Here is a 19,177-nt window from a genome sequence, read left to right on the forward strand (position 1 = left end):
GCCTCGGCGTCTTCGGTGTCTTCGGCGGGACGACGACCGGCGGCTTCGGAGGTTCGGGCGGCTTGGGCGGATGCGGGGGCGCCGGATGGTGCGGATGGTGCGGCGGGTGCGGTGGATGCGGCGGGTGTGGGGGGTGTGGGGGGTGTGGGGGGTGTGGGGGGTGTGGGGGGTGTGCGGGATGCGGCGGCTTCGGCGGACGCGGGCAGTGGTGGTGGCCCAGGACACCGACGCTGGCGTGCACGCCCACGATTCCCCCGACGTCGACGCCGACGCACACGCCGATCAGCGGTGTCGACGCGGCGGCGGGCGCCGCCCGTGCGGGCGCGGGGAGGGCGAGCGAGGCCGAGGGGAAGGCCAGCGCCGCGGCGACCACGGCGGGGAGGACCACCGGGCCGGGCCGCACCGTCAGCCACCCCTCGTGATGCGCAGCAGCTCGGCCTGGACGCTGGTGAAGGCGTCCGGATGGACCGCCAGGGCCCCGGTGAACACGTGCGCGATGTCGATCGTCAGGTACATGCCGACCGCCAGCAGCCCCGACATCAGCGCGAGCGGCACCAGCGCCATGCCGCGCGGGCGGGCGCCCACCAGGAACGGCAGCAGGATGATCACCAGCCCGGTCAGCAAGGTCATCACCAGCAGCGCGCGCGGCGGCGTGGTCCGCGCGTCCATCGCGCGCTGGTGGCGCGCGGCGGAGATCTCGGTGAGGTGGTCGAGCACCGCCGCCCTGGCGTCGCGCGACTCGTCGCCCGCGGCCTTCAGAGCGGTGATCTCGCGGCGGATCCGGTCGAGCCGGGCCGACCCGTCGGGGCTCATCCGCCCGTGGGCCATCAGCCGCCACTCGGGCCCGCGCACGACCCGGACGTAGTCGCGCAGCTCGGCCCGGGTGCGCTCGGCGTCGGGGGCGGGCAGCCGTCCCGCCGCCCAGTACGCCTCCACCACGGCCTGGCTCTCGGTGTAGGTGTTGGAGCGGGCGGCGTCGGCGCTGGTCCAGGGCACCACGATCGCGATGGCGAACGTCAGCAGGAACAGCGCCGAGAGCATCGCCCCGGTGTGCGACGAGGTGGGCCCGTCGGGATCGGCGTCGTCGGTGCCGAACCGGAGCCGGAGCACCATGCGGCTCGCGATGAGCACCACGCCGATCGCGCACGCCGCGGCCAGAAGATAGACGATCATGACCCTCTTCCCCGAACGGAGGACGCCTCCGGCCGGCCCGCGCGCGGTCCGGCCGCTACTTCACGTGATAGTAAACTCACGATTAGTAGTTGGAGTGGATATTTCACCGACCGTCATCGAACGGTTACGTCAGCGGGTGCAGGGCCGCCGTTCGGCGGGCAGGTCGGCCTTCTTGTGGATGGAGCTGAGTCCGAGCCGCCGCGCCTGCGCGCAGAAGCGGTCCAGGGCAGCTCGTACTCGGCGTGGAACACCGGCTTGCCGTCCTCCTCGGTGGCTCCGCCCGTGCCCGTGCCCGTGCCCGTGCCCGTGCCCGTGCCCGCGGCCGTGAGCGGGAGCGGGAGCGCCAGGAGCGGCGCCGCCAGGGGGCGAGCCACGCGGGGCGCCCTGAGGATGGACAAGGAGGGCTCCCGTCGCGAGGATCGGCTTCTTTCGGCCGCCCGGAGCGGGGTCGGGACACCGATCATCCCCCAGTTTCCGGGGGCGGAGAGTTCTTGCGGATATCGGGGTACATCCCGGAAGATCTCCTGTAACGGTCAAGCTGGGACGGACGATTGCCGGGTCCGGCTTGGAGGCAGGGACGAGTGAGGGGAGACGGCAATGACGCCGCAAGGGAAACTCGATCTCGATCCGGAGGTGGTGCGCGCCGCCCGGGGGCTGGCCGCGCGCGCCGCGGAACCGATCATCCGGATGGCCCGCACCCACACGACCGTGTCGGTCGAGCGCGCGCTGCTGCGCCTGGCGGGGATGTCGGGTGCCGATGACGGCGGGCGCCCCTGGGTCAACCACCTCGCCGACGCGGTCCGCGACCAGGTCGGCCTGGAGCACGGCGTGGCCCTCCCGGTGTGGGACGCGCTGCTGAACGGCCCGTACGGCGATCTGGGCGAGCTGGCCCGGGCCGCCGCGCGGGGCCGCGTCCGCTTCCGCCTCCCGGCCGGGGCCGACGCCGGCCACGCCGCCGACGCCGCCCGGCAGGCCGCCCGCACCGGCATGAACCGCATCGACCGCCGCCGCGCGGAACGCGACCGGATGCTCACCGGCGGCGCCGGCGGCCGTCCCTCGCCGGGGACGGGGGCCGACCCCGCGCAGCCGTGGATCTACCTCATCGTCGCGACCGGCGACATCTACGAGGACATCCCGCAGGCGCAGGCCGCCGCCCGGGAGGGCGCCGACGTCGTCGCGGTGATCCGCTCGACCGGCCAGTCGCTGCTGGACTTCGTGCCCGAGGGCGCCACCCGCGAGGGCTACGCCGGCACCTACGCCACGCAGGAGAACTTCCGGCTGATGCGCGCCGCGCTCGACGACGTGTCGCGCGAGCTCGGCCGCTACGTCCGGCTCACCAACTACGCCTCCGGGCTGTGCATGCCCGAGATCGCGACGCTCGCCGGGCTGGAGCGCCTGGACATGATGCTGAACGACTGCATGTACGGGATCATCTTCCGCGACATCAACCCCCGCCGGACGTTCATCGACCAGCGGTTCTCCCGGCAGATCCACGCCCGCGCCGGCATCATGATCAACACCGGCGAGGATAACTACCTCACCACCGCCGACGCGGTCGACGCCGCGCACACCGTGATCGTCAGCCAGCTCCTCAACGAGCGGTTCGGGCACGAGGCCGGTCTCGCCGACGCCCAGCTCGGCCTCGGCCACGCCTTCGAGATCAACCCGGCGGTGCCCGAGTCGTTCCGGCTGGAGCTCGCGCACGCGCAGCTGGTGCGCGAGCTGTTCCCCGGGGCGCCGCTGAAGTACATGCCGCCGACCAAGCACATGACCGGCAACATCTTCGCCGGCTACCTGCTCGACGCGTTCTTCAACCTGGCCGGGGTGATGACCGGCCAGTCGATCATCCTGATCGGGATGATGACCGAGGGCATCCACACGCCGTGGCTGTCCGACCGCGACCTCGCGCTGGAGAACGTCCGCTACGTCCGGGACGCCTGCGGGAGCCTCGCCGAGGACTTCGTCCCGCGCCCGGACGGCTTCATCGTCCAGCGCGCCCGGCAGGTGCTGGCCGAGTCGGTCGAGCTGCTCGAGCGCGTCGAGGGCGACGGGCTGCTGACCGCCATCGCCGAGGGCACCTTCGGGATCACCCGGCGGCCCCCGGACGGCGGCAAGGGGCTGGACGGCGTCGTCGAGCGCGCCGACGGATACCTCAACCCCGCCATCGAGATCCTCGACACCGAGGACCCGCACGCCGCCCACGCCGAGGAGGTGCCCGCATGACGATCGAGAGCCCCGCCGGGAGCACGCAGGCCCCCGCCGAGCCCGCCGACACCCGCCAGGTCATCCGGCCGTACGGGGACACCACCGGCGACGGCATGATCCAGATGTCGTTCACCCTGCCCGTCCCGGCCGGCAAGCGCGCCGAGGCCGCCGCGCTCCAGCTCGCCGGGAAGATGGGCCTGGACCCGGCCAGCGTCGTGCACGCCAAGCCGATGGGCCCCGACTTCACCTTCTTCATCGTGTACGGCCGGGCCGGCCACCTGATCGACTACGCGAGCATCCCCGCGCCGCCCGAGCGGGAGTTCCCGCTGCTCAGCGCCAAGGAGACCGATCTGGCGATCCGCGCGTCGCTGAACCGGCGGCTGGTCGTGGTGGGCGCCTGCATCGGCACCGACGCGCACACCGTCGGCATCGACGCGATCCTCAACGTCAAGGGGTTCGCGGGGGAGAAGGGGCTGGAATACTACCGCGAGGTCGAGGTGGTCAACATGGGCGCCCAGGTGACCGTTGCCGAACTGGTGGAGCGGGCCAAAGCCGCCGACGCCGACGCGGTGCTGGTCTCCCAGGTCGTCACCCAGCGCAACGCGCACCTGCACAACACCAAGCAGATGGCCGCCGCCTTCCACGCCGAGTACCCGACCGCGGTCGCCGCCGGGATGGGCCGGCCGCTGCTGGTGGTCGGCGGTCCCCGCTTCGACACCGTGTCCGCCGAGGACCTCGGCGTGGACCGGATCTTCGGCCGGGGCACCACCCCCGCCGAGGTCGCCAGCTACCTCGTCCACGCCCTGCTGCCACGAGAGGAGAACCGATGAGCGGTCCGAGCGAGGGGTTCAGCGTCACCCACCGGCGGTACGTCCCGTACGCGCACGCCCACTACGCCGGGAACCTGGTGGACGGCGCCTACGTCCTCGGCCTGTTCGGCGACGTCGCCACCGAGGTGTGCGTCCGCGCCGACGGCGACGAGGGGCTGTTCGCCTCCTACTCCGACGTCCAGTTCCGCGCCCCGGTGCGGGCCGGGGACATGCTGGAGACGACCGCCACGGTGACCCGGGCGGGCCGCCGCAGCCGCACCATGGACTTCGAGGCGAGGGTGGTGTGCCGCGGCCGTCCCGACCGGGGCGACTCCGCGGCCGAGGCGCTCGCCGAGCCGATCGTGGCGGTCACCGCCACCGGGGTCGTGGTGGTGTCGGACACCGGCCGGTGAGCCGCTGACCGGGGCGAATTCCAAGATTGCCCTGATCATGGCGCTGAGCTGGCTGAACATGGAGTCACCGCAGAACATGCGGCGGTTGACAAGGCCGTGGAAGTCGGTAGTTTTGCTGCAGTCCACCACGGGACTCACCGATCGGCCGCTCGAGGCGCCACCGGACACCGCGCCGCGACGGGGGCCACAGCGGATCTCGCGCTGTCCCCGTCCGAGCCAGTGTGGTGACCGGCCACCGCGTCGGAGCGGAGCCGCCCGGTCGGGCGGGGGGTTGGACCCGGGAAGGGCCCGGACATCCAGTAGAAAACGGTGCATCGTTCCCACCGCCTGTGGGGCGACTCCGGCCCGACGGATGTCACGGGCCCTCTTCCGTGTCCGTTGTCGTCCGCGCGCTGTAGAGCGCTCTAACGCGTGCCCCGCCCACCCCGGTCCTTGCCCGCCCCCTGCGGCTGGGCGGACCCTGCGGCGCCGGCCCTCCGCACGGGGACGAGATGATGAACGGCAGAGGGGCGCCCCGCGCGGGCGCGCGGCACCGGTGGCGCCGCGGTCGCCGCGGTCGCCCGGGGCCGGTAGCGTTCCGGCCAGTGGCCCGAGTGAACGAGGTGTGGAGTGGCGCAGGAGACCATGCCGAAACGGCCCGCGGGCACCGGTTCGGACGAAGGCCGGGACGGCTCCGCCCGCACGGGCAGGGGGGCACGGCTGGCCGCCGCGCTGCGCCACGGGGGCCGCGCGGGCTGGCCCCGCACCCTGGTCGCCGTGGCCGCCGGGCTGCTCATGTGGCTGGCCTTCCCGCCCGCCGACCTGATCCCGCTGGCCCCGATCGGCGTCGCGGTGCTCACCCTGGCGCTGCGCGGCACGTCCGCGCGGACGGGCGCCTGGCTGGGCTTCGTGGGCGGCACCGCGTTCTTCATCCCGGTCCTCGACGGGATCGTCAAGATCGGGCCGGACGCCTGGGTGCTGCTGGGCCTGGTGCAGGCCCTCTACCTCGTCCCCCTCGGCGCGGGCGTGGCGCTGGTCACCCGCCTGCCCGGCTGGCCGCTGTGGACCGCGGCGCTCTGGGTCGCCGAGGAGCTGATCCGCGGGCGGGTGCCCTTCGGCGGCTTCCCCTGGGCGCGGCTGGCGTTCAGCCAGACCGACACCCCACTGACGCCGTTCGCCTCGCTCGGCGGCGCGCCACTGGTCAGCTTCCTCACGGCGCTGCTCGGCGGGCTGCTGGCCTACGCCGCCGCGGCGCTCCTGCGGGCCCGCCGCGCGCGCCCCGGCAGCACGGACCCCGGCACCACGGACCCCGCCGGTGCCACGGACGGCCCCGAGACGGACGGCCTGCGGCCTGACCAGGGGCCGCGGGAGCGGGCAGAACGGGGACCGGGCTACCGGCAGGCGATCCGGCCCGTCGCGGTGGCGCTGGCCGCCGCCGCGCTGATCTTCGGCGGCGGGCTGCTCATCCCCACCCCGTCCGAGGGCGAGCCGGTCACCGTCGCGGTCATCCAGGGCAACGTGCCCCGGCTCGGCATGGACTTCAACAGCCAGCGCAAGGCCGTGCTCGACAACCACGTCCAGCGCACCCGCGAGCTCGCCGCACAGGTCCGCGCCGGCCAGGTGGCCCGGCCCGAGCTGGTGGTGTGGCCCGAGAACGCCAGCGACCTGGACCCCTACGTCGAGCCCGACGCCTACCAGGCCATCGACGGCGCCGTCCGCGAGATCGGCGTGCCGGTGCTGGTCGGCGCGCTCACCGACACACCCGACGGCGAGAAGGTCGAGAACCGCGGCATCGTCTGGGACCCGCGCACCGGCCCCGGCGACTACTACGTCAAGCGGCACCCGGTGCCGTTCGGCGAGTACCTGCCGTTCCGCGACGTCCTCACCAAGCTGATCACCCGCTTCCAGCGGATCCCGCGCGACTTCGCCAAGGGCACCCGCTCGGGGGTGATGCGTCTCGGCCCGGTCACGATCGGCGACGTGATCTGCTTCGAGGTCGCCTACGACCAGGAGGTGCGCGACGTGGCCGGCGGCGAGCTGCTGGTCGTCCAGACCAACAACGCCACCTACGGCATGACCAGCCTCCCGCCGCAGCAGATCGCCATGTCGCGGCTGCGGGCCGTCGAACATGGCCGTACGATCCTGGTGGCGGCGACCAGCGGGATCAGCGCGATCGTCGCCCCGGACGGCCGGATGATCGACCGGTCGAGGGAATTCGTCCCGGACATCCAGGTGGCGAGCGTCCCGGCCCGTACGTCGCGTACGCTGTCCGACCGGTTGGGTGCCCTCCCCGAGTGGGCGCTGGCCGCGCTGGCGCTCGGGGCCGTCGGCGTGGCCGCATGGTCGACCACCAGGAAGAACGAGGGGAATTGACACCGATGGAGATCCCAGCCGACCTCGGCCGGGTGCTCGTGATCATCCCGACCTACAACGAGCGGGACAACATCGAGCGCATCACCCGCAGGGTCCGGGCCGCGGCGCCCCCCGTGGACGTGCTGGTCGTGGACGACGCCAGCCCCGACGGCACCGGCGACCTGGCCGACGCGCTCGCCGCGGACGACGAGCAGGTCAAGGTGCTGCACCGCACCGGCAAGAACGGCCTCGGCACCGCCTACATCGCTGGGTTCCGCTGGGCCGCCGAGCACGGCTACGACGTCATGGTCGAGATGGACGCCGACGGCTCGCACCAGCCCGAGGAGCTCCCGCGGCTGCTCGCCGCGCTGGAGGACGCCGACCTGGTGATCGGCGCCCGCTGGGTGCCCGGCGGCAAGGTCCGCAACTGGCCCAAGTCGCGGGAGGTGCTCTCGCGCGGCGCCAACACCTACACGCGGATGGTGCTGGGCGTCCCGCTGCACGACGCCACCGGCGGCTACCGCGCGTTCCGGGCCGCGACCCTGGAGAAGCTCGGCCTCGACGGGGTCGACTCGCGCGGGTACTGCTTCCAGATCGACCTGGCGCTGCGCGCGCTGCGGCAGGGCCTGAAGGTCGTCGAGGTTCCCATCACCTTCGTCGACCGCACCCACGGCAGCAGCAAGATGAGCCGCGACATCGTGGCCGAGGCCATGTGGCGGGTGACCCAGTGGGGGATGGCCGACCGGGTCGGCAGGCTCCGATCCCGCCGCTGACCGCGCCCCCGCCCGTATCCGGGGCCGCCGCCGGTTTCTTCGGTCCGTCCCCGATCTGGGGAAACGATCGGAGCCCCGGCGGCGTTGTCCAAGCTAGAGGCACCACCGCCTAGCGAAGATGGAGTCATGCTGCCGCTCGTGCTGGTCCTGGCGTTCCTGCTGATGCCGGCCCTGGAGATCTACGTGATCATCCAGGTGGGGCAGGCGATCGGCGGCTGGTGGACCGTCCTGCTCCTGCTCGCCGGTGCCGCCGTGGGCGCCTGGATCGTCCGGCGTGAGGGGCGGCGCGCCTGGCGGGCCCTCCAGGACGCGTTCCAGCGCGGGGCGATGACCGACCGCCGGCTCGCCGACGCGGCGCTGGTGCTGGCGGGCGGCGTGCTCATCGCCGTCCCGGGCTTCGTCACCGACGTGGTCGGGCTGCTGTTCGTGCTGCCGTTCACCCGCCCGCTCGTCCGCCGGCCGCTGGCCCGCTTCGCCGAGCGGCGGATGCGGGCCGCCGAGGCGCGCGGCGCGATGATGTTCCCGCCCGGCACGACCGACGGCGGGTTCGGGCCCGCGGGGCCGAGAGGTCGCTCTGACGCCGACGGCGGGGCGAGCGTGCCCAGGGGCCCGGTCGTGCGCGGCGAGGTCGTCCACGACGACGACCGCCCCTCCCAGGACTGATCACCGAGGCCCGCCGGGGCCACCGAAGCGGAAGAAGCGGAAGGGGCTCGTGCCGCCGATGGCGGCACGAGCCCCTTCCGACGCATTGCCGGTGCGATACGTCGTTCGATCGGTCAGGCGGTCCTTCTGCGTCCCGCCCGCAGGATCGCCAGGCGCTCGGCCAGGACCTCCTCGAGGTCCTCGAGCGTCCGGCGCTCCATGAGCATGTCCCAGTGGGTGCGCGGCTGCTTCCCCTTCTTGGTCTGGGGGAGCTCGCCGTCGACCCGCAGGGCGGTGGCGCCGCAGCTACGGCATTCCCAGGTCATGGGCACCTCGGCCTCGGCTGCGAGCGTCACGGTGAACCGGTGGCCCTTGGTGCAGGTGTAGTCCACCTCTTGCCGAGGGGCCAGATCGGTGTTGCGATCGTTCTCGTAGCTCGTCGCTCCGAGTCGGGTGCCGCGAAGTGCGCGCTCGGCCATCGTCAAGTGCCTCCCAGACGGCTTGAGGTCTTGTCCAGACCAACGCTGGATCCCGTCTCAAGATTCCCGCCCGGGGCCTGATCCAACCCTGCTCTTTGCGGCCTCCCGCCCGGCGCCGGCGGAAATCTCCGGCGCCGTCCCGGCTAGCGGCTGGTGAGCACCTCGTCGATCAGCCCGTACTCGCGCGCCTCCTCGGCGGTGAAGTACCGCTCGCGATCCAGGTCGCGGCGGACCGTCTCGGGATCGCGGCCGGTCGCCTCCGCCAGGATCGACTCCATCTCGGCGCGGAGCCGCAGGATCTCCCGCGCCTGGATCTCCAGGTCGCTGGACTGCCCGCGGGAGGTCCCGACGGCCGGCTCGTGCAGCAGGATCCGCGCGTTGGCCAGCGCGGCCCGGGTGCCGGGCTTCCCGGCGGCCAGCAGGATCGCCGCGGCCGAGGCGGCCTGCCCGACGCAGGTGGTCTCGACCTCCGGCTTGATGTACTGCATCGTGTCGAGGATGGCCATCATCGCCGTGAAGGAGCCGCCCGGCGAGTTGATGTAGAGGTAGATGGGCCGGTCGGGGTCCATTCCCTCCAGTGCCAGGAGCTGCACGGTGATGTCGTTGGCGCTGGTGTCGTCGACCGGCGTGCCGAGGAACACGATGCGGTCCTCGAACAGCTTGTTGTACGGCGTGCTCTCCTTGGTCCCGTACGAGGTCCGCTCGACGAAGGAGGGCAGGATGTAGCGGCTCTCGGCGCTCGGGCCCATCAGGAGCCCACCCGGTCGGTGTTGTCGATGACGTGGTCGACCATGCCGTACTCGCGGGCCTGCTCGGCGGTGAACCAGCGGTCCCGGTCGCTGTCGGCCTCGATCCGCTCGAGCGGCTGCCCGGTGTGGAAGGCGGTCCGCTCGGCCAGCGTCCGCTTGAGGTACAGCGACTGCTCGGCCTGGATCTTGATGTCGGAGGCGGTGCCGCCGATGCCGCCGTGCGGCTGGTGCATCATCACCCGCGCGTTCCGGAGCGCGTAGCGCTTGCCGGCCGCCCCGGCGCACAGCAGGGTCTGCCCCATCGAGGCGGCCATGCCCATCGCGACGGTGGAGATGTCGTTCGGGACGAACTGCATCATGTCGTAGATCGCCATCCCGGCGTCGACCACGCCGCCGGGGGAGTTGATGTAGATCGTGATGTCCCGCCGGGAGTCCTGGGCGGCCAGCAGCAGGAGCTGGGCGTTGATCTGGTTGGCCACCCCGTCGTCGATCTCCTGGCCGAGGAACACGATCCGCTGCGCGAGCAGCCGTTCGAACAGCGCCGCCTGCGCGAGCTGCGGGATCTCGGCGGCCTGTGCCCGCGACCGTCCGACGTAGGTCTCCGGCCGTTGCGGGGTGAACCCCGGTTCCGGTGATGTGCGCATGAGCCCTCCCAAAGATGATCTGTACAGACCGTACATCTCACGGGGGTCGGCACCAAGCCGGTTCGCTATACGATGAATCCCGTGGATGTTCCGGTAACGGAAGCTCGAGCCCAGTTCGCCGACCTGGTCAACCGGGTCGCCTACACGGGTGAGCCGGTCGTGCTCACACGGCGCGGCAAGCCGATGGCGGCCCTGGTGTCGGCCGAAGACCTGGAGCTTCTTGAGAGCCTACGGGCCCAGCGCGCCGATCTGACCCGGACGGGCACGGCCGCGCCGCAGGCCGAGCGGCCGGGGCCGGGGCCGGCGCCGCTGGGCATCGCGGCCGAGTACCGCCCGCCCGGCCCGCCCCGTCCGCCCGGCTTCGGCCCCTGAGCGCGCGGCGGCACCGCACCGGCTGACCGGCCGGTCCCGTCCGGCGTTGCCCGGCGCTCTCAGCCGGTGCGGTGCCACAGGCCGCGCGCGGCCATGACATGGCGCAGGGTGACCAGCTCGTCGGTCATGATCCCGTCGATCCCGAGGTCCAGGAGCCGGCCCATCTCGGCGGCGTCGTTGACCGTCCAGGCGTGCACCCTGAGGCCGAGTTCGTGGGCCTGGGCGATGAACGCCTCGGTGACGAAGGGGAGCGGGCCCAGCCCGTAGGGGACCTGCGCGCACGCCACGCCGGTGGCCGCGAGCCGCACCAGCTTGGCGGTGGGGCCGCCGTAGGACTTGGCGCGCAGCGCCATCACGCCGCGCGGGCCGAGGGCGGTGCACACGTCCTGGTCGGTGAACAGCGGCAGCCGGGCGCGCATCCGGGCGAGCCGGCGGGTCGAGAACGAGGTGATGCACACCCGGTGCCAGGCGCCGGCGCGGTGCAGCGTCCGGGCGAGCGGGCCGATCACGCCGGGGTCCTTCAGGTCGATGTTGACCCGCGCGCGCGGCCAGGATCCGAGGATCTCCTCCAGCCGGGGGACGGGCTCGGCGCCCCCGATGCGGGCCTTGGCGACCTCGGTGTAGGGGAGCCGGCCGATGACGCCGGTGCGGTCGGTCACCCGGTCGAGGGTGCGGTCGTGGAAGGCGACCACGACGCCGTCGGCGGTCGCGTGGACGTCGGTCTCCAGGTAGCGGTAGCCGAGGTCGGCGGCGCGCTGGAAGGCGGCCATGGAGTTCTCGGGACGGCCGACTGCGCCGCCTCGGTGGGCGAACGGGATCGGCCCGGGGTGATCGAGGAATTCGTACGAGCGCGGCACTCACCCGATTATGGCCGCCACCGGGCGCTCCGGCACTCCAGGCTCGACCTTACAATGTCAAGGCATCGGGCCGGACGCGCGGTCGCGGGCACCGGTGCTACCGTCCTGTCGCCCGACGATCCGCGACCGAGAGGCGGCCCGCATGGCCGATGTGAGCGAGTACAAGGCGACCTTCGAGCTGCTGGACGCCGACGGCGACGGCTACCTCTCGACGGCCGAGCTGAAGAACCTGATGCGCGCGCTCGGGCAGGAGATCACCGACACCCGTGCCGTCGAGGTCGTGGTGGCGGCCGACCAGAACCACGACGGCAAGGTGTCGCTGGAGGAGTTCGCGGCGCTGATGGCGCGCTTCCCCGCCCGGCGCTGATCACGAGGGGCCGCCGGCCGCCCGCCGCGCGTCGCCGTCTGCACCGTCTGCACCTGGGACGGCGGGCTCGCGGGTGGCCGCGCGAAGGGCACGCGCCGCCTTCACCGCGTACGGTCCGGAGTCGTCGGAGATCGCCCGCAGCAGCGTGAGCGCCTGCTCCCGGTGGCCCCCGGCCTGGATCCACCTGGCGTAGTGGAAGGCGGCGCACGCGCCGGCCGCGGGTGCCACGTCCGATTCCTGGGTCTCGTCCGCCAGGTGATGGGCCTGCCGTGCCGGCGTGCTCTCGCCCGCTTCGGCGAGCAGGTCCCCGAGCTTGCGGATCGACCATGCGGCGTGTTCGTCCGAGCCGAGTTCGAGCCGTGCGTGCCAGAACGCCGCCCGCGTCCAGGCGGCGGACGCCGCGGCCCGGTCGCCCTGCCCGTTCAGCAGTTCTGCCAGGCGGCACGCCGCCCGCGCCTTGTCGCCCAGGTAGACGAACCCGTTCTCCGCCTGGCCGAACGCGTCGCGGGCGCCGTCCGGGTCGTCCTGTCCGGCGAGGACGACGCCGAGGTCGTAGGCGGGGCCCGCCGCCGCGTCCTCGTCGGGCTCGGTGAGCGCGGCCCCGCGGCGCAGCCACCCGGCCGCCCGCTGCGGGTCGTCGCGTTCGATGCCGGTGACGCCGAGGAAGTGGAAGGCGCTCGCCGCGACCCTCGGGTGGGCCGGCTCCGCGGTCTGCGCCAGCCGGGTGACGCCGTCGAGGTCGCCGCTGTCCTTGAGTAGTCGGAGCAGGTGGAACACGACCTTCTCCGGCTTGGACATGGGCCCCGAGACGGTGCCGACGAGACCTTCCGCGAGGGCGCGGCGGTATCCCTCGGCGGGCCTGCCGGTCGCCATGACCGCCAGCATGGCCTCGTTCACGGCGGCGTCGTCGTCCTCGCGCGTCCGGACGGCCGCGAGGTCGAGCCCGATGGCGGCGGCGGTCTCCAGTTCGGCGGGGTCGGTGAGCCCTGCCAGCTCGGTTCGGGCCCGGTCGTTCTCCCGTTCCGTCAGGGCCACGCCGAACCGGGCCGCCGCCGCTGAGCCGCAGGCGTCGGCGAGCGTCCGCTCGGCGTCGTCCCGGCCCGTCTCCTGGAGGGCGCGGCAGGTTCGCTCGACCCAGGTCTCCGTATTGGCCAGCCGGCGGGCTTCCCGCACCAGGCTGAGGCCGCGCGCCTCCTGGGCGGCCTCCTCGGCGAGCGCGTACGCGGCCTGGGCCCCGTCTTCGTCGCCGCTCGCCCGCAGGAGGGCGCCGAGGCCGAGGGCGGCGTGGGACCGGTACAGATTCTGCGTCCAGACGGCCTCGCAGGCGAGGGCGTCCTCGTACGCGGCGCGGGCCGCGTGCGTGTCGTCCTGGCCGGCGTGCAGGGCCGCGAGATAGAGGAGGGCCTTGGCCCGATCCCCTTGGTCGTCGGTTCCGGCCGCCTGCCGGTAGGCCAAGGCGGCGCCCTCGGTGTCGCCCCGGTCCTGGCGGAGCCAGCCGAGGGCGAACGCGGCGCCTGTGTCACCGCCCGCGGCGAGCGCGGCGTACTCCGCCTCGAGGCCGTCGGCCTTCTCGGGCGGGGGCGCGGCGTTGGACGGGTAGAACGTGGTGCCCCAGCTCTGGCCGGGACGCAGCGTGGCCATCCAGCGGGAGTCGGTGACCTGGACGTCGTAGTCGCCCTGGGCGAGCAGATGCTCGTCCTGCCAGCCTCCGTCGCGCTCGTAGTAGAACATCGCCAGGCTTTCGAAGGCGTCGTCGTCGACGGGGTGGTTGCGGGTGGCCAGGCGTTCGACGTGCGAGACGAAGCGGTGGGTGTGGCGGTCGACCCACTCTTCGTCGAGCAGCTCGCGCCAGCCGATCAGGTCGGTCAGCCGCTCCCGCTCGTGGGAGTCCTGGGCGCCCTCCCACAGGGCGCGGAAGAAGAAGCTCGGGTCGTTCGGCAGCAGGTCGCCCGTTCCCCAGGACGGCTCGTAGTAGACGACGAACACCCGGAAGCGCACGCGCCGCCGCTCGTGGTCGAGATCGAGGACGCGCAAGCCGAACAAGTCGGTGGACATCGGGGCCTTCCGGCGTGGGGGAGCGAACGGTCAACATAGCCGAGGCCACCGACAAAGATCGTCCGATCGTCGCGCGTCACCGAGTGGTCCGCCGTAGGGCGGTGACCGCAGCCACCGTGAGCAGGGGGACGGTCGCCAGCGGGAAGCAGAGGGGGAGCGGGACGGTGTCCGCGAGCGGTCCCGCGGCGGCCGTCCCGGCCGCCGAGCCCGCGTTGAACGCGGCGTTGACCCACGCGCCGGCCCGGGTCCGGTCGTGCGGCGCGGTGAGCTCGTCGGTCAGCAGGTAGGCGGTGGTCAGGACCGGCGCGACGAACACCCCGGCGGCGCCCGCGGCCAGTGCCAGCCACGGCACCGAGGGGGCGAGGCCGGCCGTGGCTGTGATCAGGCCGGGCCCGGCGGCGAGCAGCGGGAGGCGCATCTGCGCGGGAAGCCGCCACGTGATCGTCCCGTGGGCGAGCCCACCGGCGGCACTGCCTGCGGCCAGTGCCGCCTCGATCCAGGCGACCGCGGACGGCTGGTGGTGCCGTGCGGTGAAGACGACGAGGAGCAGGGTGAACGCGCTCAGGCACGCGCCGAGGCCGGCGGCCACCGCGATCGGCCGCCAGAGCGTGGCGGCGATCCGCGTCCCCGCTCGTCCGCCGGCCGGTGCCGCGCGGGTCCGGTCACGGTCGCGGACGAACGGGGACGTGGTCAGGGCGAGGGTGCCGGCGAGCACGAGGGCGGCGCTCGCGGCGACGCCCAGTGCGGGCGTGGTGAGCGCGGCGGCCAGTCCGGCGAGCAGGGGGCCCGTGACGAAGAGCAGCTCTTCGGCGACGGTGTCGAGGCTGTAGGCGCGTTGCAGCAGGGGCCGGTCGGGCAGCAGGTCGCTCCAAAGCGTCCGCATCACGGGGCCGAGTGGGGGAGCGCAGGCGCCAGCCGCGCACGCGAGGGCCGATAGGAGGGCGGCGGGCGCGCCGGGGTGCCAGGTGAGTGCTGAGATGGCCGCCAGCAGTCCCGAGTAGGCGACGGCCATCGGGGGCAGGGTGCGGTGCGGCCCGTGCCTGTCGATGAGTTTGGCGCGCAGCGGCGACAGCAGGGACGAGGCGGCGCCGTTCAGGGCCAGTGCCGTGCCCGCCTGGGTGTAGGAGCCGGTGGCGTGGGCGAGCGCGAGGATCAGGGAGAGGAAGACCGTCCCGTAGGAGAGGCGGCCCAGCAGCGCGGCGGTGAAGACGCGGCGGACGTGCGGGGTCAGGAGGACGGCGGCGTACGACGGAGCCCGGGTAGGCGAAGGCACAGGGGGGTCCTCGGACGTGCTCGGCGCGCGGCGCGCGCGGTGTGCAGGGACGCCGGAGTGCCGCGCGGGTCGTCAGCGCGGCGGGGCCGGGGTCCTACGCACGGGGGAGGAGCACGGGCGCGAGTCTAGTCCGGTGGCGGGCCCGGTGCCACGGGCTCGGCGGCGAACGCCCGGAGGAAGGTGTCGACGGCGGCGCGTGTCATGGCGGTCAGTTCGGCGTCGGGCAGGGGCCGGGTGCCGAGGCGGGCGCGGGTGTCCATCGTGCCGGTGAGCAGGGCGGAGAGGTGTTCGGCGGCCAGGAGCGGGTCGGCGGTGCGCAGCCGGCCGGCGAGCGAGAGGCGGCCCAGGCGGTCGGCGAGGGCCTGGAGGACGCGGTCGGCGGCGCGTCCCTGGACGATGTCGATGAGGTCGGGGAACTGGCCGATCTCGGCCGACAGGAGGCGGCGCAGGGCCCACGAGGCGTCGTCGACGTAGCAGCGGAGCAGTTGCCCGCCGACCTCTTCGAGCATCGCGCGCAGGTCGGGGCCGTCGCCGGTGAGGCGTTCGACCGCGGCCATGTTGCGGGCCAGGGCCCGATCGGAGTGGTCGGCGATGGTCTGGCGGAGCAGGGTCTCCTTGTCGCCGAAGTGGTTGTAGACGGTGGCCTTGGCGACGCCGGCCTCGGCGGCGATCACGTCGACGCCGGCCTGGGCGTAGCCCTCGCGGGCGAAGACGGTGAAGGCGGCGTCCACGATCGCGCGCCGCTTGTCGATGCGTCCGCGCGGGGCGCCCGCGGTCTGGACGGCTGGGGTTCCTGCTCCGCTCATGGGCCGCATCCTAGCGGACGGAACCCTGAACTATACCGGCGGGTCTGGTTTTCTGGACGCACTTGGCTAAGACTGTTTCGTCTACTAATTTGGACTCATCAGTCTGATTTAGGGAGTGCAATGAGGACATTGGTGATCTCAGGCGGCACCGACGGGATCGGCAGGGCGCTCGCGCTCGCCTCCGTGCGGCGGGGCGACACGGTCGCCGTCATCGGGAGGAGCGAGGACAGGGGCCGCGCGTTCCTGCGGGCCGCGGCCGGGGCGTCCGGCCGGGCGCATTTCGTCCGGGCCGACCTCAGCCTGCTGAGCGAGAACGAGCGGGTGGTCGAGGAGGTCACGGCCCGGTTCCCCGTCGTGGACGCGCTCGTGCTGTGCGCTCGGCACTACCGGTCGGCGCGGGCGGTGACCGCCGAGGGCTTCGAGGCCAACTACGCGCTGTTCTACCTGAGCCGGTTCCTGCTCGGCCACGGCCTGGTGGGGCCGCTGGAGAAGGCCGGGGCCCCGGTCGTGGTGAACGTGGCCGGGCCCGGCGCGGGCCTGTCGGCGCTCCGCTGGGACGACCTCGGGCTGGAGCGCGGCTATCACGGCGCCGTGGCGCTGGCCCAGGGCGGGCCGCTGAACGACCTGCTCGGCGTCGCCTTCGCCGCTGAGCACGGGACGGGCCCGATCCGGTACGTGCTGGTCCATCCGGGCACCACCGCGACCGGGTTCTCGGGCGAGTACGACGCGGAGACGGCGGCGCTGATCGCGAGGATGAGGCGGAGCGGCAAGCCGGTCGCCGAGGCCGTAGCGCCGATCGCCGCCGTCATCGACGCTCCCCCTCGCGAGCCGCTGAGCGCGTTCGTGGAGGGAGTGCGGATCCCGGTGGACGGCGCGTCGTTCGACCGGGCCGCGGCGGCGCGACTCCAGGACCTCACCCGGCGGCAGTTGCGGCTGCGGGCGTCCGGGGGGCACGGTGCCTGAGTCCCCGAGGCCGGCCGCCGCCGGGCCCGCGGTCGCCGCGCCGCCCCCGGGCGGGGAGGAGCCGCCGTGCCCCCGGGGTTCGACGTGGGTGAAGACGGTCAGAACCGGACGGTGGTGACCCGCACGGGGCGACCGCCTGGAGCGGTTCATGCCGTCGGCCGACCCCAAGCGCCGCCGGGTCTTCACCACCCGCTACATGCGCCAAGGCAACGGGGACCAGTTCAGCGCCCGCGACGCGATGGCGGCCGCGCGAGCGGCGATGACCTCGATGAAGGACATGCACCGCGCGACCACCTTCGAAGCCGCCAACCACCACTCGATCGCCCAGACTGAGTTCCAGGCGATAGCCCAGGCCGCCGACGAGTGCATCACCAAAGTCGCCGGCATCGACAGACTCGGGCCCCAAGCGGTCCGGCGCGAGAACACCAGCCTGCTCACCCAGATGATCGCCGACCTCGAAGCCCGCCTCACCGAAGCCGCAGGCTGAACCATGTCCACGATCCGGCTCGCCACCCTGACCGGCAGATTCACTCAACTACCCCAGATAACCATCGGAGGCGCGGTCGGTCGCGGCGGGACACCGCTACCGACCGCTCAGCTTCCCAGACCGAGATCGCCCCTGATGTTCAGGGGGTGAAGTGGATGACCTTTTCGGGCACCACGCGAACGATCAACCTGACCTCGCCGGGCTCGGGCTTCGGCGGGTCCTCGCCGAGGTATCTCTGTGAGAGCTCATGCGGCAACCGTTTGTCTTCGTCGAGGGTCAGTTCAGCGGCGCCGCGAATCTCCGCCGAGTCATAAGGGTTGGCCAGGTCGAAGACTGAGACGCTGACACGGGGGTCGACGGCGAGGTTCTTGGCCTTCTGCCGGCCCTTGGTGGTGGAGAACAAAATCGTGTCGCCGTCTCGCTTGATCCAGACGACGGACGCCTGGGGTGAGCCGTCGGGCCCCAAGGTCGCGACGGTGGCGAAGTTCTTCCCGTCCAGGATCCTTCGCACAGGTTCTTCCAGGATCGTCATACACCCTCCTCGATAGGAACACATGGGACCTTAGCATATAATCCGCAAGCGGATTATATGCTAAGGTCCCATGTTCCTCAGATGAGTCGCCTCGCACCCGTGCGGCACCCGCGAGCCAAAACCCAACCGCTTCGGCGACGGGCCCCGTCCGGTTTCCACGGACAAGCCACGGGTGAGACCTTCACCGGGAGGGGCAAGTCCGACATCCTGCTGCGGTGGATCACCGCCGACGACCAGGCCAAAGCCTCCTTCGCCGGGTTCGTCGGCACCGCGGGCTATGACGCGGCCGGCCCCGGCACCGACATCGACCGGTTCGGCTTCCTGCTCGGTCCCAACGACGGAGAGCACCTGCTCGCAAGGGTCCTCACCCGACGGCCATCACTGGCAGACCTTCACCGACCGCCGTCCCGGCACCGCATGGATCAACGCCATGGCCGACGGCGCCCTCCGCTGGGCCGACCGAGGCCTCACCATCACCCGATGAACCAGGCAAGACCGCGGATCACCTTCACCTACGTGTCTTACATGGCTGACAGGCCACCAAGCCCCTGACCGGCAGGTTCACTCAACTACGCCAGATAACGATCGCTCCGGTGGTTCGCCGCGGTCGTGCTGATCGCGGCGAACCTGATGGACCTGCTGGACGTGACGATCGTCAACGTCGCGCTGCCCACCGTCCAGCGGGACCTCGGGGCGAGCCCGACGCAGCTGGAGTGGGTCTCGGCGGCCTATCTGCTCGGCTTCGCCGGGGGACTGATCACCGGTGCCCGGCTGGGGGACCTGTGGGGCCGCCGGCGGGTGTTCCTCGTCGCGGTCGCCGCGTTCGGGCTGGCGAGCCTGGTGTGCAGCCTCGCGCGCGATCCCGGGCAGCTCATCGCGGCGCGGGCGGTGCAGGGGGTGGCCGCGGCGGGGCTGGCGCCGCAGGTCCTGAGCACGTTGCAGGCGATCTTCCAGGGCCGCGAGCGCGCGGCGCGCTCAACCTGATCGTGCCGCCGCTCGGGATGGTGGCACTGGCGGGGGTGCCGCCCGAGCACGCCGGCGCGGCGTCGGGCATGTGGAGCACCGTGCAGCAGTTCGCCGGCGCGTCCGGGGTGGCGGTGCTCGGGTCGGCGTTCTTCGCCTCGCTGGACGGCGGCCACCAGGCGGCCTTCACGGTCGTCAGCGTCGTGGCCGCGACGGTGTTCGCCGTCTGCGCGGTGCTCGGCCTGGCGCTGGAGCCGCGGCGGCGGGCGGGGGAGGGGTAGCGG

General features: G+C 72.9%; 21 protein-coding genes. 12 read left to right on the forward strand and 9 right to left on the reverse strand.

The window, feature by feature from the left end; translation table 11 throughout:
• Nucleotides 1-405: 405 nt before the first annotated feature.
• Entirely contained in the window at nucleotides 406-1,173 is a 768-nt protein-coding gene (locus OHA34_RS02735; protein WP_285943546.1) for a bestrophin-like domain, read from the reverse strand.
• A gap of 597 nt (nucleotides 1,174-1,770) precedes the next feature.
• Here OHA34_RS02735 and OHA34_RS02740 point away from each other — a divergent pair.
• The 6 genes from OHA34_RS02740 (at nucleotide 1,771) to OHA34_RS02765 (ending at nucleotide 8,367) form a co-directional block, all read left to right on the forward strand.
• Nucleotides 1,771-3,396, forward strand: coding sequence for a lysine 5,6-aminomutase subunit alpha (locus tag OHA34_RS02740; protein WP_329520591.1), 1,626 nt, complete (start codon nucleotides 1,771-1,773; stop codon nucleotides 3,394-3,396).
• Nucleotides 3,393-4,208 (forward strand): OAM dimerization domain-containing protein, encoded by an 816-nt coding sequence (locus OHA34_RS02745; protein WP_329520592.1) that lies wholly within the window; start codon nucleotides 3,393-3,395, stop codon nucleotides 4,206-4,208. The genes OHA34_RS02740 and OHA34_RS02745 overlap by 4 nt, the downstream gene beginning before the upstream one ends.
• Nucleotides 4,205-4,600, forward strand: coding sequence for a hotdog fold domain-containing protein (locus tag OHA34_RS02750; RefSeq protein WP_285943543.1), 396 nt, complete (start codon nucleotides 4,205-4,207; stop codon nucleotides 4,598-4,600). The genes OHA34_RS02745 and OHA34_RS02750 overlap by 4 nt, the downstream gene beginning before the upstream one ends.
• Before the next feature lie 624 nt (nucleotides 4,601-5,224).
• Nucleotides 5,225-6,952: an apolipoprotein N-acyltransferase gene (lnt, locus tag OHA34_RS02755; RefSeq protein ID WP_329520593.1), complete on the forward strand. Its 1,728-nt coding sequence runs from the start codon at nucleotides 5,225-5,227 to the stop codon at nucleotides 6,950-6,952.
• Nucleotides 6,953-6,957: 5 nt separating this feature from the next.
• The gene (locus OHA34_RS02760; RefSeq protein ID WP_285943541.1) at nucleotides 6,958-7,704 is read left to right on the forward strand and encodes a polyprenol monophosphomannose synthase; all 747 of its coding nucleotides are present in this window, start codon (nucleotides 6,958-6,960) and stop codon (nucleotides 7,702-7,704) included.
• Nucleotides 7,705-7,830: 126 nt separating this feature from the next.
• Nucleotides 7,831-8,367 carry an FxsA family protein gene (locus OHA34_RS02765; protein WP_329520594.1) on the forward strand — a complete coding sequence of 179 codons (537 nt, stop codon included), beginning with the start codon at nucleotides 7,831-7,833 and terminating at the stop codon, nucleotides 8,365-8,367.
• 113 nt (nucleotides 8,368-8,480) lie between these two features.
• On the opposite strand, the gene OHA34_RS02770 is transcribed toward OHA34_RS02765, so the two are convergent.
• The 3 genes from OHA34_RS02770 to OHA34_RS02780 form a co-directional block, all read right to left on the reverse strand.
• Nucleotides 8,481-8,825, reverse strand: coding sequence for an RNA polymerase-binding protein RbpA (locus OHA34_RS02770; RefSeq protein ID WP_285943842.1), 345 nt, complete (start codon nucleotides 8,823-8,825; stop codon nucleotides 8,481-8,483).
• A gap of 143 nt (nucleotides 8,826-8,968) precedes the next feature.
• Nucleotides 8,969-9,574, reverse strand: coding sequence for an ATP-dependent Clp protease proteolytic subunit (locus tag OHA34_RS02775; protein WP_285943539.1), 606 nt, complete (start codon nucleotides 9,572-9,574; stop codon nucleotides 8,969-8,971).
• Nucleotides 9,574-10,218 (reverse strand): ClpP family protease, encoded by a 645-nt coding sequence (locus tag OHA34_RS02780; RefSeq protein WP_285943538.1) that lies wholly within the window; start codon nucleotides 10,216-10,218, stop codon nucleotides 9,574-9,576. The genes OHA34_RS02775 and OHA34_RS02780 overlap by 1 nt, the downstream gene beginning before the upstream one ends.
• 72 nt (nucleotides 10,219-10,290) lie before the next feature.
• Between OHA34_RS02780 and OHA34_RS02785 the strand changes: the two genes are divergently transcribed.
• Entirely contained in the window at nucleotides 10,291-10,590 is a 300-nt protein-coding gene (locus OHA34_RS02785) for a type II toxin-antitoxin system Phd/YefM family antitoxin (protein WP_329520595.1), read from the forward strand.
• A gap of 59 nt (nucleotides 10,591-10,649) precedes the next feature.
• Here the strand turns inward: OHA34_RS02785 and OHA34_RS02790 are convergent, their stop codons facing one another.
• On the reverse strand, nucleotides 10,650-11,447 hold the full coding sequence (locus OHA34_RS02790; RefSeq protein ID WP_285943536.1) for a glycerophosphodiester phosphodiesterase: 798 nt from the start codon (nucleotides 11,445-11,447) through the stop codon (nucleotides 10,650-10,652).
• Nucleotides 11,448-11,589: 142 nt separating this feature from the next.
• On the opposite strand from OHA34_RS02790, the gene OHA34_RS02795 reads away from it, so the two are divergent.
• Nucleotides 11,590-11,814: an EF-hand domain-containing protein gene (locus OHA34_RS02795; protein ID WP_285943535.1), complete on the forward strand. Its 225-nt coding sequence runs from the start codon at nucleotides 11,590-11,592 to the stop codon at nucleotides 11,812-11,814.
• On the opposite strand, the gene OHA34_RS02800 is transcribed toward OHA34_RS02795, so the two are convergent.
• The 3 genes from OHA34_RS02800 to OHA34_RS02810 form a co-directional block, all read right to left on the reverse strand.
• Nucleotides 11,815-13,869 (reverse strand): hypothetical protein, encoded by a 2,055-nt coding sequence (locus OHA34_RS02800; RefSeq protein WP_329520596.1) that lies wholly within the window; start codon nucleotides 13,867-13,869, stop codon nucleotides 11,815-11,817. It lies immediately after the preceding gene.
• Nucleotides 13,870-13,945: 76 nt separating this feature from the next.
• Nucleotides 13,946-15,142, reverse strand: a complete 1,197-nt coding sequence (locus OHA34_RS02805; RefSeq protein WP_329520597.1) for an MFS transporter — start codon at nucleotides 15,140-15,142, stop codon at nucleotides 13,946-13,948.
• Nucleotides 15,143-15,267: 125 nt separating this feature from the next.
• On the reverse strand, nucleotides 15,268-15,948 hold the full coding sequence (locus OHA34_RS02810; protein WP_285943532.1) for a TetR/AcrR family transcriptional regulator: 681 nt from the start codon (nucleotides 15,946-15,948) through the stop codon (nucleotides 15,268-15,270).
• Nucleotides 15,949-16,068: 120 nt separating this feature from the next.
• On the opposite strand from OHA34_RS02810, the gene OHA34_RS02815 reads away from it, so the two are divergent.
• On the forward strand, nucleotides 16,069-16,911 hold the full coding sequence (locus tag OHA34_RS02815) for an SDR family NAD(P)-dependent oxidoreductase (protein WP_329520598.1): 843 nt from the start codon (nucleotides 16,069-16,071) through the stop codon (nucleotides 16,909-16,911).
• A 148-nt stretch (nucleotides 16,912-17,059) separates the two neighbouring features.
• A complete protein-coding gene (locus tag OHA34_RS02820; RefSeq protein WP_329520599.1) occupies nucleotides 17,060-17,398 on the forward strand; it encodes a hypothetical protein in 339 nt (112 codons plus the stop codon).
• A 139-nt stretch (nucleotides 17,399-17,537) separates the two neighbouring features.
• Here the strand turns inward: OHA34_RS02820 and OHA34_RS02825 are convergent, their stop codons facing one another.
• Complete coding sequence (locus tag OHA34_RS02825; protein WP_285943529.1) at nucleotides 17,538-17,930, reverse strand: PPOX class F420-dependent oxidoreductase; 393 nt, start codon at nucleotides 17,928-17,930, stop codon at nucleotides 17,538-17,540.
• 609 nt (nucleotides 17,931-18,539) lie between these two features.
• Here OHA34_RS02825 and OHA34_RS02830 point away from each other — a divergent pair.
• Together OHA34_RS02830 and OHA34_RS02835 are read left to right on the forward strand one after the other, a co-directional pair.
• Nucleotides 18,540-18,914, forward strand: coding sequence for an MFS transporter (locus OHA34_RS02830; RefSeq protein ID WP_285943527.1), 375 nt, complete (start codon nucleotides 18,540-18,542; stop codon nucleotides 18,912-18,914).
• A gap of 2 nt (nucleotides 18,915-18,916) precedes the next feature.
• Nucleotides 18,917-19,174, forward strand: coding sequence for a hypothetical protein (locus tag OHA34_RS02835; protein WP_329520600.1), 258 nt, complete (start codon nucleotides 18,917-18,919; stop codon nucleotides 19,172-19,174).
• The last annotated feature ends 3 nt before the right edge of the window (nucleotides 19,175-19,177 follow it).

Source organism: Spirillospora sp. NBC_01491, from assembly GCF_036227065.1.
Lineage (GTDB): Bacteria > Actinomycetota > Actinomycetes > Streptosporangiales > Streptosporangiaceae > Spirillospora > Spirillospora xylanilytica.